Origin of the sequence: Nocardiopsis sp. NPDC007018 (assembly GCF_040635075.1) — a bacterium.
GTDB lineage: Bacteria > Actinomycetota > Actinomycetes > Streptosporangiales > Streptosporangiaceae > Nocardiopsis.
This window is the reverse complement of record NZ_JBEYHA010000032.1, coordinates 21,420-33,864: the sequence shown is the minus strand read 5'-3', so window position 1 is coordinate 33,864 and position 12,445 is coordinate 21,420. Positions and strand designations below refer to the sequence as shown.

Annotated in this window: 8 protein-coding genes and 1 pseudogene; all 9 read right to left on the bottom strand. The window is 72.0% G+C overall.

The window, feature by feature from the left end; genetic code table 11:
• Positions 1-4,394 (bottom strand): annotated as a pseudogene (locus ABZ635_RS17925) (hypothetical protein); the annotation flags it as partial.
• Positions 4,395-4,399: 5 nt separating this feature from the next.
• Positions 4,400-4,756, bottom strand: a complete 357-nt coding sequence (locus ABZ635_RS17920; protein WP_357766095.1) for a hypothetical protein — start codon at positions 4,754-4,756, stop codon at positions 4,400-4,402.
• An 87-nt stretch (positions 4,757-4,843) separates the two neighbouring features.
• Positions 4,844-5,149 (bottom strand): YbaB/EbfC family nucleoid-associated protein, encoded by a 306-nt coding sequence (locus ABZ635_RS17915; protein WP_357766151.1) that lies wholly within the window; start codon positions 5,147-5,149, stop codon positions 4,844-4,846.
• The gene (locus ABZ635_RS17910) at positions 5,070-8,174 is read right to left on the bottom strand and encodes a hypothetical protein (protein ID WP_357766092.1); all 3,105 of its coding nucleotides are present in this window, start codon (positions 8,172-8,174) and stop codon (positions 5,070-5,072) included. The genes ABZ635_RS17915 and ABZ635_RS17910 overlap by 80 nt, the downstream gene beginning before the upstream one ends.
• A gap of 81 nt (positions 8,175-8,255) precedes the next feature.
• A complete protein-coding gene (locus tag ABZ635_RS17905) occupies positions 8,256-8,693 on the bottom strand; it encodes a hypothetical protein (protein ID WP_357766089.1) in 438 nt (145 codons plus the stop codon).
• 126 nt (positions 8,694-8,819) lie between these two features.
• Positions 8,820-9,122, bottom strand: coding sequence for a WXG100 family type VII secretion target (locus ABZ635_RS17900; RefSeq protein WP_357766086.1), 303 nt, complete (start codon positions 9,120-9,122; stop codon positions 8,820-8,822).
• Between the two features lie 65 nt (positions 9,123-9,187).
• Entirely contained in the window at positions 9,188-9,517 is a 330-nt protein-coding gene (locus ABZ635_RS17895) for a hypothetical protein (protein ID WP_357766083.1), read from the bottom strand.
• A 25-nt stretch (positions 9,518-9,542) separates the two neighbouring features.
• Positions 9,543-10,994, bottom strand: a complete 1,452-nt coding sequence (gene eccB, locus ABZ635_RS17890) for a type VII secretion protein EccB (RefSeq protein ID WP_357766080.1) — start codon at positions 10,992-10,994, stop codon at positions 9,543-9,545.
• A 25-nt stretch (positions 10,995-11,019) separates the two neighbouring features.
• Positions 11,020-12,417, bottom strand: a complete 1,398-nt coding sequence (eccD, locus tag ABZ635_RS17885) for a type VII secretion integral membrane protein EccD (protein ID WP_357766077.1) — start codon at positions 12,415-12,417, stop codon at positions 11,020-11,022.
• Positions 12,418-12,445: the final 28 nt, after the last annotated feature.

Genomic DNA, 12,445 nt, shown 5'->3' with positions numbered 1-12,445 from the left:
ATGACGTTCGGGTCGACGACCACGTTCGAGTCGTCGTTGAGGTTGTCGGTGGTGCTCTCGCTGTTGCCGAGCCCCTCGGAAGCCACCGTCTCCGTGGTGGTCGTCGTCTCGGTGGTGACCTGCTGCGGCGGCGGTGGCGGCCCCTGCCTGTGGGTCGTGTCCTCGTTGCTCGGGCCGCCGCCCCGGTTCGAGACGTCCGTCATCTCGTGGTTCTCGGTCTTGGGTCCCCTGTCGAACCACCTGCCGAAGGGAGACGCGGCACGGTGGTTCCCACCGCTCTCCGTCGTCACCGGCACGGGGCCGCTCGGCATCCGCGACAGCGGTGACTCCATACCGGCCCCGCGCGCGGTGTCGAGGGCGTGGTCCCAGCGTCCGTCCGAGGTCCACTCGCGCACCGCGTCGTCGAACGCGTCCCGCAGCCGGGGCGGCAGGTCGGACCGCACCCGGTCGTCGTCGCGGCCGAGGACACGGTGGTCGTAGGCGGCGCCGAACAGCGCGATGGTGTCGTCCTGGCTCCGCGTGCCCTCGGGGTCGAGCAGACCGGCCAGGTCACGGTGGACCGAACCGGGGAGGTCGCCCAGCCGGGTCGGCGGGTCGTAGCGCGACCCTCCGTCGGCCTGCTGCTCGATCTGCTCCAGGTAGTGGTTGAGGATCTTCGGCGGCGCGCCGTCGCGCCCGCCGGGGGCGTCCATGTAGCCGCCCGCGTCGTGGATCGCGCTCGAACCGGGCGTGCCCCGGAGCACCGCCTGGGGGCGGCCGGACTCCTCCTGGGAGGGGTCGCGGTACTCGTCGTTGAGGCCGAGCCGGTGCAGGGTCTCGTGCAGCCACACGTCCGCCCCGTCGTCCAGGCGCCAGTTGGCGGTGTCGCTGCGGCCCTTCAGGTCCGGGTTCTCGTGGACCCAGGTGACGTCGGCGTGCGGTTGCCCTTCGGGGCCCACCTGCTCCACGCGCACGTGCAGCTGGTCGCCGCTGTCGGGCAGCCGGTAGCGCTGGTTCACCACCTCGTTGAGCCGGTCCGTGAAGTCGCGCCGCGCGGTGGCCGCCTGGTCCGGAGTGACCCCGGGTCCGGTGTCGAAGTTGATCCGGACGGTGAGCTCGGTGACGTGTGTCGGGCCGTCCGGGTCGGGGTTCGGCAGGGGGACGCGGCGCACGTCGAAGCCGCGTTCGGCGATCGAGACGATCGGGGAGTCCTTGGTGGACCCGTCCAGGATCTCGACGCCGTCCGTGTCGACCCCGGACCGGTCGCGGTTGTTCCCGACCCTCGTCGGTTCGACGCCGTCGCGGGCGTCCTGCCAGTCCGTGGGCGGCCGGAGCCCCTCGGAGACGGGGGCCGGGGCGTCGGGGTCGGGGCGCGCTTTGGGCGGCGGCGGGGTGTTGGCCGGACCGCGTCTGGCGTCGCCTGTGGTGGATTCCGTTCCCTGGCCGGCGGGGTTGTTGGGGGCGACCACGACGGGCACGGGAGCGCCGTTGGTCTGGGGGGTGGTGTCGCCCGAGTCGCCGCCCTGGTACGTCGCCGAACCGGGGTCGTCGTCCCGGCCCTGGTTCTGGTCGTCACCGTGGTTCTGGGTGACCTGTGCGTCGGGGTCGGGACGAACGGGGGTGTCGGTGTCCTGCGAGCGCGTGTCGTCGCGGCCGGGGTCGTCCTGGAACGGCCGGGAGCCGGTGTCCGTGGTCTCGTCGCCCGCAGGCGTCTCGACGTCGCCGTCGCGGCCGGTGCCGTTGGGGCGCTGGGTGGAGGTCTGGCCGTCGTTGGAGCCCTGTCCGCCCGGGTTCGGGTTCGACGCGGTCGGGGTCTGGGCGGGAGCGCCCTGTCCGTCGCCGGTCCGGTCGCTGTCCTGGTCACCGGAGCGGTTGTCGTTCGCCGGTGCGTCCTGGTGGGGCGATTCCTGGTGGGGCGATTCCTGGACGGGGGCGTTCGGGTCCGGCGACCCCTGGTCGGACTCACCCGGGTTCGCAGCCTCCCGCACAGGAGAATCCCCGAGCCCGTCCTGGTTCTCCGGACCCGGGCCCCGCACCACACCGTCACCGGTCGACCCGTCGTTGACCGGCGAGTCCTGGTTCGACCGCTCCTCACCGGACTCGTTCCGTCCGGGGGTCTCCCGCACGGGCCCGTCCTGGTTCGGGTTCTCCCGGAGCGGCGCGTCGCCGCTCTGGTTCGGGGTACCCGTCCGCTGATCGTCGACCGTCGTGTTCTGGTGCGGCGACTCCTGTTCGGGCTCGCTCTGGTTCGGGGTCTGGTCGGTGGTGTCCCCGGCCCCGTTCCGGTGCTCCGACCCCGGCCCCTGGATCGCGCCGTCACCGGTGGACTCGTCCGGGACCGGCACGTTCTGGTGCGGGGAGTCCTGGACCGGCCGCTGCCCGGACTCGTTCTGCTGCCCGGTCTCTTCGGCGGTGTCGTTCCGACCCCCGGTGTTCTCGTCCTGACCGCCGACGACCGGCGCGTCGCCGGTCCCGTCGTTCTCCTCGGACGGGTTCGGCGGGCCGCCCCGGTTCAGGTGGTCAGTGTCGTTCCCGTCGCCGCGCTGATCGTTCCCGGACTCGTCGGAGGTCTGGTTCCGGGAGCCGCCCGACCCGGCCTCGTTGGAGCCACCTGCCTCGTTCGAACCACCGCTCTCATTGGAACCGCCGCTCTCGTTCGAACCACCGGCCTCGTTCGAACCACCGCTCTCGTTGTTCGGCGGCGCGGCGGGCCGGTAGGGGCCCTGGTCCGACTGGCTGTTGGTGTCGGAGGACTCGGTGGTCACCTGTTGGGGTGGAGGGGGAGGCGGCGGGGCCGAGTTCCGCGAGGACTCGGTCGACGTGTCCTCGTCCCGCGAACCGCGCGAGTCGTCGCCCCGGCCCGACGAGGAGGAGTCGTTCGAGGTGGAACCGTCCGAGGAGGTACTCGTGGACGCGGTGTTCGTCGTGGTGTCGTTCGAGGACGACTCCGAGGAACCACCGCCCGTGTTCGGGAGCCCGCCACCGGGTCCGTCGCCCGTGCCACTCCCGCCGCCGCCCTCGACCGGCCCCGGCGTGGGATTGGGGACGTTGGGCACCCCGTTGGGCAGCCCCGCGTTCCTCAGCTGGTCGAGGAGCAGCAGCCCGCCCTGGGTGAGGCTCTGCTGGACCGCGCCGGAGACGAGCCCCGACACACCGGAGAGCCACGTGATGGAGAAGGTCTTCTCGTCACTGAAGAGCAGGTTGAACAGGCCCTCGCTGAGCATCCCCTGGGCCGCGTTGGCGATGCCCCCGCCGCCGAGCTGGGCCAGGAAGTTCTTCCAGTGCGACCCCACGTCGGAGAGCCCGTCGCGCACCCCGGTGGGCACCCCCGTGGTGAGGAAGTCCTTCAACTTCGGGTCGAGGTTGCGCCCGTACTTGTTCACCACGTCGTTCAGGGCGTCGCCGAGGCCCTCCTTCCCCCAGTTGCGGGCGAAGGCGTCGGCGTACTGATTGCCGAACTCGCGCGCCTCGTTGCGGCCCAACGAGTCGCCCAGCGAGTTGGAGAACTGGTCCCCCATGTCGTTGCGGAAGCGCTCTCCGTCGACGGGACGGTTCCAACCGGGCCGGTTGTCCATGCCGTAGGGACGCAGCAGTTCGTCGCTGTTGCGCCCCATGATGTCGCCGATGCCGTTGGGGAGGTCCCCCGGGCCCTTGCCCGCGCTGCCCGAGGGGAAGTTGTCCCCGAGGTTCTTGGAGATGGAGGGCCCGGTGGTGTTGCCGAGCAGCTTGTTGAACTGGTTCGACAGGGCGCTTCCACCATAGACGGCGGCGGTGCCCAGGAACCCGTCCAGCATGGCGCCCTTGGCGGCGTCCTCGGTGAGCTTGCGGTCCCACCCGTCGCGGTTGCCCTGGTCGATCTGGATGCGCTGGATCAGCGCGTCCAGCGTGAGGGCGAAGAACTGGCTGATGGCCATCTGCTGGATCAGCGTGGAGAGCAGCCGGAACAGGACCCGGCCGATGACGGTGCGCGCGATCGCCTGGAAGATCGGGATCTTGGCCAGGGAGGCGCCGAAGGTGTACGGCGCCATGGCGATCGCCCAGGCGATCTCCAGGGCCAGCTGCACCAGCTGGCCGATGATCATCCACTTGGCGTACTGCACCTGCGTGCCCGCGTTGTGGACGTACTCCTGGAGACCCCGGGCGACCGCCGTGCCCTCGCCGAGGTAGTTGTTCTGCCCCGCCGTGAACTCGTCCACCGACTGGTCGAAGAAGTCCGCCGCCGTGGCGTCGAAGTTCTCCCGCACCTTGTTCTTGATCCGGATGACGAGCTGCGGAAGCTCGATCTCCAACCGGTCAGCGGTGGTGCCGTAGACCTGGGCGAGCTCCCACAGCCTCGTCTCGTCGGCGGTGGGCCACTCCGAGCCCGTCAGGACCGAGAACAGGTTGCGGAGTTCGGCGGGCAGTTCCATTCCCATGCGGGTCAGTGCCTCCCGCTGGTACCACCGGCGCCGCCCTGGATACCACCCAGGCGTGCCGCCGTGTCGATGCCGTACTGCTCGGAGCGGCCGAACTGCTTGGCCGTGGCGATGGTGGCCTCGGCGGTGTCCTCGAACGCCGTACCGAGTGTCTTCAGGAAGACCGTGAACTCGTCGCGTGCCGGGAGGTAGTTGGCCTCGAACGACTTGGCGACGGCGTCGCCCTCACCCCAGCACTCGCCCAGGGCGTCAGTCGCGGTGGTGTACCACCGGTCGATCGCCCGTACCTCGGCGGCGAGCTGGTGGATCTCGGCCCCGTCCCTGGCCACCGCTTCGGGGTCGATCGAGATGCGGTCCGACATGGCGCCTCCTTGCTCGTCCTGTCTCTTCCTCATCGTCGCGGGCCGGGAGCGGAGGAGGGTCGGCCCTCCTCCGCTCCCGGCCGACCGTCACCTGGGCGGGTGCACGTTGCCCAGGCCCAGTTCCTCCAACAGCGCGGTGGGATCACCGGCCACCGCCTGTTCCCGTGCCGCCGAGTCGCCCGGGACCAGCCCGCCCATGGCCGTCGAGACCTGCTGGGCCACGTCGCGTCGGGCTCGTTCGACGACCTCGATGATCACCGCGGCGAGTTCCGCGGGCGCCATCATCCGGTACTTCTCGGTCTGGAACCGCATCTCAGCGATCTCGCCTCTGGCGTTCACCTTCACGCTGAGCATCCGGTCCTTGGACACCGCTTCGGCGGTAACCGACTCCAGGTTTGCGCTTGCCTCCGCCAGCCGCTCCTGGCTCTGGCGAAGTTGTTCGAGTGACCTCTCCATCTGACCCTGCAGGGACATGTCCAACGCCGCTCACTCCCTTGTCTTTTCGTGTTCCCGGGCGTCCCAGTGAGGCGGGACCGCCCCGAGCGGAGGTGCCCCACACCTTCTCGTCCTCGGAGAGCCACGTGGTGCGGCTGCGTTCCTGTCCGCCCCCGGCCCCACCACCGCCGGCGCCTCCCATGCCGCCCGGAGGCATCATGGGCATACCTGGGGTGCCCGGGGTGCCGGGTGCCCCGGGGGTGCCCGGGCCTCCGCCCGTGGCGGAGCCGTCCTGGCCACCGCCGTAGCCGCCGAACGGGCTGGTTCCGCCGGGACCGTTGCCGCGTCCGCCTCCGCCGCCGTCGGCACCGCCGCCCACGGAGCCCGAGTCCGCGCGGGGGGTCATCCCGCCACCGCCCGAGCCCGGACCCGAGCCGGACGAGGAGTTCAGGTCGCCGGGACCGCCGATACCACCGATGCCGCCGACACCACCGCCGCTACCGCTGCCCGGGCCCGGACCCGACGAAGAGAGGTCACCGGGTCCACCGATGGAGCCGACGCCGCCGGGGCTCGGGTATCCGCCGCTCCCGCCGCCCCCGGAACCGCCGAGGACCGGTGGCGGCGGGATCTCGACGCGGTCGGAGCCACCGCCGATGTCGCCCGAGCCACCGGAGATGGGAGAACCGGGCCCGTTGCCGTTGCCGCTGCCACCGGAACCGCCCAGGGCGGGGGGATCGGGGAGCGAGGGACGATCCGCGTTACCCGGACCCCCGATCTCACCGGACCCACCCGGGACGGGCGCTCCGGGTCCGTCCCGGTCACCATCGGAACCGCCCATGATCGGAGTGTCCGAGAACCCGGGACGATCCGCGTTACCCGGACCCCCGATCTCACCGGACCCACCCGGAATCGGCGAACCGTTCCCACCGGTGCCCGAACCACCCGACGAGAGATCCAGGTCCCCCCCGGTGGGGACGCGAGCCGGGGGCGGCGGCACGCTGCCGCCGCCCTGGCCCCCGGTGGAGGACGAGAGGTCGAGGTCGCCGAGACCGCCCGGCGGCGGCGCCCCGATCGAGGAGGGCGGCTGGCCGCCGCCCTCCTCGGAACGCGAGCCGTCCGGGTTCAGGACGCTCCCGTCGGGAAGCCGAATGCTGCCGTCGGAGAGCCGCGCGCTCCCCTCCGGGAGTGGCGTGCTCCCTTCCGGGATCTGCGCGCTGCCGTCCGGAGGACGCGTGCTGCCGTCGGGGTTCACGATGGTGCCGTCAGGTAGACGTGTGCTCCCGTCGGGGAGCAGAGCGCTGCCGTTGGGAAGCGGGGTGCCCTGCTCCCGGCGTCCAGAGCTGTTCGAGCCGCCGCCGGTACCGCCGCCGCCCAGGCTGCCCATACCGGGAGCCACGGGTGGTGGGAGGAATCCGCCCGGACCACCGCCGGAGGACGAGGGGTCGCCCCCGATCCCGTCGAGGGGACCTCCGCCGGGGCCGCCCACGCCCTCACCGGGCCCGCCCCCGCCATCGCCGGGGAAGGTGGCCGAACCGCTGACGGGGGACAGGGGTGTTCCGTCCGGGGTGTCCGAACCGGGCGGGCTCGGCGGACCGTCGAGATCACCCGACCCGGGCGCGGGCGGACCGTTCAGCTCGCCCGAACCCCCGGGCACGGGCCCGCCGCCCTCGGGGACGTCCGACCCTCCGCTGTTGGGGCCCTGACCGTTCAGGTACTCCTCGACGATCTCGTCGATCGTGCGGCCGTCGCCCAGAGGCCCGTTACCGCCGCCTCCACCGCCGCCGCTGCCGTCGCCGCCACCACCGCCGCCCTCACCACTACCGCCGTTGAGGTACTCGTCGATGATGTCCTCGATGGTGCGATTGTCACCGTCACCGTCACCGCCGCCACCACCGCCACCGCCGTCGCCGCCGCCGCCGAGCAGCTTTTCGAGGATCTCGTCCAAGGAGGGGGGGCCGTTCTCACCGCCGCCACCACCGCCGCCACCACCGCCGCCACCGGGTGGGGTGACCGCGACCGGAACGAAGGGCAGGATCTCCGAGGCGGAGGTGCTGTAGGTCGTCGAGACCTTGGAGATGCCCGTCGTGGCCGCCTCGCGCAGGTCGGCCAGGTTGTTCCACCAGCGTTCCTTGATCTCGGTCTCGAAGGTCTCCCAGGTGGCCTTCTCGTCGGTCCGCATACCGCGGATCTTGATGATGCTGTCCTCCCAGGTGACCTTGTCCCGCTGGTCCTCCCACCAGTTGCGGATGGTCGAGCGGGGACTGCGGTCGGAGCTGCTCTGCCAGTCGTTGAAGGCGCCGATCACCGCTTGGAGGTAGGTGGGGTTGGCGGCGAGGCGCGCCGAGTTCACCGCGTCGATGGCCGGTTCGACGTAGGTGGCGATGTTCTGGAACTCCAGGGCCAGCTTCCTCAGGTACCCCCGCAGGGCCTCGGCTCCGGCGCCCTCGAACTTCTCGTTGCCCGGCTTCATCTCCTCGGCCAGGGCCCACATCTCGTCGTAGCGGGCGCTGGAGAAGTCACGGAAGTCGCCGAGGTCGGTCTCGATCCGGCTGAGGACACCGCTGTTGAAGGTGCTCGTCCCCACACTGGAGGTGGAGGCGGCGTTGAGGATGGTGCGCATCCGGTCGATGAAGTTGCCCCACACCGTGCCGTCGGTGTCCTTGACGGCGTCGTTGATGTGGATACCGGAGTAGACCGCGAAACCCCACTCGTACCCGCCGAGCTGTTCCGCGTCGGAGGCCCGGCTGTCGAAACCGAACCACTCGTCCGCGCTCTTGGGGTTGTTGACGTTCCAGAAGTAGTTGCTCAGCCAGTTGGTGTCCTTCACCGCCTGGGCGGTGCCCATCGGAGGCGCCGCCCCCTTGTCGTCTTCGTCGGCGAAGGCGTTGATGGAGTGGGCCATCTCCTCGCTGTCGACGGCACCCCCGGACGCGGGCGCCGCGGGGTCGGTCCCCTGCTTCTCTGGGAGGTCCTCGTCAGCCATGGCTTTTCCTCAGGGGCGGGTTCGTGGGGCGAAGGGTCGCTCGGGGAAGGAGCGGACGGGCGCTGTGCCGAGGGCCTCGGCTCAGGACGACTCGGGGGTCTGGTTGGGGGTGTCGTTGGGGCCGTTGCCGCCACCACCCCCTCCGCCCATGGGCGCGCCGTTGGACATGATCTGGCCGACCTGGGCGGCGTCCAGCTCGGCGTCGGACTCCAGCTCCTCGTAGGTGATCGCGCTGTTCCGGATTCCGGCGGACATCCCGACGAGGCGGGTCTCCAGGTCGGTGATCAGGGTGGTGAACTGCGACAGCACGGCGCCGACCTCCGACGAGAGCTCACCGGCGTAGGGGAGAAGTGTCGGGTTGCCGAAGGGCACCTTGGGCGCGGAGGCGCCCTCGCCACCCGGGTAGTGTGTGGACGCCTGCGTCTTCATCTTCGAGACCCTCTCCCGAAGCGGATCGATGTGCGCCGTCTGCAACGTCTTGAGGTAGTCCAGCGTGACCTTGGTCTTTTCCTCTGACACGTCCTGCCCCGTCCTCTCCTGTCCAGCTCTTCGTCGAGCCGCGGTGCGGCGTCATCCGGTGTGGTGCGGTGTTCCCTCGGCCGCGGCGCGGCCCGACCGGACCGGCGCCGCGGCCGAGGGGGGCGGTCAACGGCGGGCACTCCAGTTACCGGCTTCCTGGAGGTCGCCCCTGCGGTAGCGCTCGGTGATGTCGCCGAGGGAGACCTGCGCGTGGCCCAGCAGGGCGCGCATGTCGGCGATGTTGCGCCGCCAGGAGGCGAGGCGCTGGTCGTACTGGTTGGCCGCCTCGCCGACCCAGTCGGCCTTGACCGCCTGGACCTTCGCGTCCAGTTCGTTGATGGCCTGCTCGATGATGTCGGTCTGGCGGCGCAGGTCGATGCCCGCGTCGTCGGCACCGCTGTACTTGATCTCGAATCCGTCCATGGGCATGGCTCCGGTTTCTCTCGATGGTGCGCCCCCGGTCGCGGGGGCGTCGCGGGTCGGATCAGGTCAGGTCAGCGAGCGACGTCGGCCTGGTTGGGGTTGAGCTGGGTGATCCAGTTGGCGGACAGCATGTTCTCGTCCTCCATGGCGTGGAAGTTGCGCTCGGTACCGCCGAGGATGCCGATCATGTCGTTCATGTCGTTCGTGATCAGGCGCAGCTCCTCCAGCCACTTGACCAGCGCCGTGTCGTACTGGGTGGCGGCGCCGCCCTGCCAGTTGCCGCCGAGCAGGTCCCGGACGCCGTCGACGCTGGTGTAGACGCCGTTGCACGTGGTGTGGGCGGTCTCCATGGCGTCGCGGCCGGTCCGCATCGCCTGGTCGGTACTGCGCATCATCGACATGGGGGTCTCCTGGTTCTGTGGGGAGTCACTGGGAAAGGCACCGGGGTTCCCCCGGTTCCGCGAGGGCGCCGACGGGTTCCGTGGCGGCCTGCGGGGTCAGGTCGGGCCCGGTGGGCAGCAGGTCCAGCAGGGCGGTGGAGACGGCGGAGGCCCCGCCGGGCGCGTAGCCCAGGGTCTCGGCGGTCTTGGCGTCGGGCACCGGGTACTTGGCCCCGGTGTCGGTGACCAGGAAGTAGGAGCCGCGGAGCGCGGCCCCGCCCGCCGGGGCCGCACGGACCAGGCCGCCCTCTCCGGAGGGGACGTCGATGAGGTCGGGGGCGGTGCAGGCGGAGGTACTGCCCGCCGGGGGGCGGGCGGCCCGGCCGCCGATGTCGGCCGGTGAGGTGAGCGCCAGCGCGAGCGCGCCGTCCCCCTGGTCGACGACGCACAGCGCCGCGCCCTGGGGGTCGGTGAGCGGCGGGGGCGTGGCGGGCAGGCCGTCGCCGGTGATCGACTCCTCCCCCGACAGGTGCGCGCGCAACTCGTTCACGGTGAGTTCGACCGGGGCGGGATCGGCGCCCCCGTAGGCCTCCTCCGCGGTGAGCGGGTGCCCCAGCAGCAGACGCGCGTGGGTGGCGTCGGTGGGGGTCAGGCCGCCCCGGGTGAGGACGTAGTACTGCTCGGGGCCGCCCTCGGCGGCCGGGACGGTGAAGACCTGGCCCACCCGGGTGTCGGCGCCGCTGACGCGCGGCCCGTCCTCGCCGCGGCCGTCGACGTCGAGCGCGCTGAGCTCGGGTCCGGCGGGCACGCCGTCCAGGACGGCGGCCGAGACGGGGTGCGGGATCACGGTGCCGTAGCCCAGGGACTCCAGGGCGCCGTTCTCCTCGTCGACGGCCAGGCGGTTGCCCTGCCACAGCAGGTGGACTCCGCCGCCTGGTCCGCGGACCAGGACCCCGTCGTCTCCGCCGACGGGGGAGCCGAACGGCGACCGGCCCAGGGTGAGCGAGGTGAGGGTCTCGACGCCGTCACCGGTGTTGACGGTGGTGGCGCACACCTGCCAGACCATCGGGCCCTCCGGGTCCGCCGCGGGGAGGGCGTCGGGGGCGCCCGCGATGCCCAGGGGGGCGCCCACGGGGGTGCCCTCCAGGGAGCGGGCGGCGACCTGGACCGGTTTGGGGTTGGCGGCCAGCAGCAGGGCGGAGGCCTGGTTGGTGACCGGCCACAGGACTCCGCCGGAGAAGACGTACCGGCCCCCGCCGCCCTTGACGGCGACGAGCGTCCCCTCGTTGCGCCAGGAGGTGGCGCCGCCGGGGAAGATCAGACCGAACACGAGGAACCCCACGCACAGCAGTACCGCGAGGACGAGCCCGATGAAGGCGCCGTTGCGGGTGCGCCGCAGGGGCGCCTCGGCGGCGTCCGGGTCGGCGGCGGCCATGGCGGTGGAGAGCCGGCGCACCATGAACGAGTGCGCCTGTACCTGGTCGCGACGGGTCTGCATCAGACCACCCGCTTTCCGGTCCGCCTCATCCGCCGATCCCCCGCATCAACGCCAGCAACCCCAGGTTCGCCGGTACCAGGCACACCAGCACTATCGCGGCCAGGCTCTGGATCAGTTCGCCCGCGCGCCCCCAGTGCGGGATGGGGCGGTTGCCCGGCACGGACCACGCGGCCAGGAGCAGCCCGAGCGCGGCCACCAGCAGCAGGCCGAACAGGACCATGCGGGCGGTGTCCCCGCCGACCAGGCCGCCGCCGACCGCCATGGCCACCAGCCCGTAGACGCCGGAGCCCAGCAGGCACACCCGGTGCCACACGCCGCTGAGTCCGCGCGACTGGAGGAGCAGGATCAGCGCGACGCACACGCCCGCGGTGGAGGCCGTTCCCCCGGGGTGGGCGGCCAGCACGGTCATCGAGGCCGCGCAGACCACGCCCACCACGGCCAGCAGACCGCCGAGGTAGTGGTCTCCGCGTTGGGTGCGCACGCGCACGTCGCGGGCGGGGTGGGGGTCGATGTACTCGCCGAGCTGGCTGACGCCGTCGGGGAGCGGCGGCAGGCGCATCCCCGCCAGCCGGAAGGCCAGGGCGGGGGCGAAGGAGCACAGCAGCAGCACCAGAGCGGCGGCCGAGACGGCCACGCCCGGGGGCGGTGCCTGGTCCCAGAACAGGAGGAGTGCTCCGGCCGCGGCGGTGAACAGCGCTGTGCCGATGATCGCGGTGAAGAACGGCAGGCAGGCTGCCACGGCGGCGATCGCGAGGACCGCCGCGCCGGTCGCCGTCGACGCCCCGGAGAGCATCCGCGCCCCGGTGAGCGTGTTGCTGGGGTCGCCGCCCGGCAGCGTGGCTCCGGCGAAGGCCATGAACAGCACGGCGGCGCCGCCGGTGACCGCACCGGCGACGGGCGCGTCGAAGGCCCGGGAGGCGGCGGCCGCCGCGAGCAGCAGGAGCAGGCCCGTGGACGCCGCGGTCGCGCCGGCGATCCAGGTGGGGCCGAGCAGGGTCAGCAGGGCGAGGGCGCCGAGGAAGCCCACGGCGGCGGTGCCGGTCAGGACGCGCCTGGAGACGACCGGCCCCCACCCGTCGGAGCGCTCGGCCAGGGTGTCGGCCACCCCGTCGACGAGGTCGTCGAAGTGGATCTCCGGCATCTGGTCGGCGCGTTCGCGCAGGTAGAGCGTCTCACCGTCGGTGAGGCCGAGGGTCTCGGCCGTCTCGGACTCGTCGAGCGGCGGCGAACCCAGCCGCTGGAGCACCCAGCCGCCGTGTTCGAGTCCGCTCTCGTCGAGGTCCTCGGTCTCGTTCTCGGCGTAGAGCAGGAACGTGGGCAGCAGCTCGGCCAACGGGAGGTCACAGGGGACCGCGATCTCGAAGGAGGCGTTGGGAGCGCGCACGACCAGGCGGCACAGATCGGCGGCGACGACGTCCGACATCGGTCCTCCTCGCTGGACGACGGTGGCT

Coding starts and splice junctions, on each gene's coding strand:
- ABZ635_RS17910 (WP_357766092.1), bottom strand. CDS start 8,174: ATGGCTGACGAGGACCTCCCAGAGAAGCAGGGGACCGACCCCGCGGCG.
- eccB (WP_357766080.1), bottom strand. CDS start 10,994: ATGCAGACCCGTCGCGACCAGGTACAGGCGCACTCGTTCATGGTGCGC.
- ABZ635_RS17895 (WP_357766083.1), bottom strand. CDS start 9,517: ATGTCGATGATGCGCAGTACCGACCAGGCGATGCGGACCGGCCGCGAC.
- ABZ635_RS17900 (WP_357766086.1), bottom strand. CDS start 9,122: ATGCCCATGGACGGATTCGAGATCAAGTACAGCGGTGCCGACGACGCG.
- ABZ635_RS17920 (WP_357766095.1), bottom strand. CDS start 4,756: ATGTCGGACCGCATCTCGATCGACCCCGAAGCGGTGGCCAGGGACGGG.
- eccD (WP_357766077.1), bottom strand. CDS start 12,417: ATGTCGGACGTCGTCGCCGCCGATCTGTGCCGCCTGGTCGTGCGCGCT.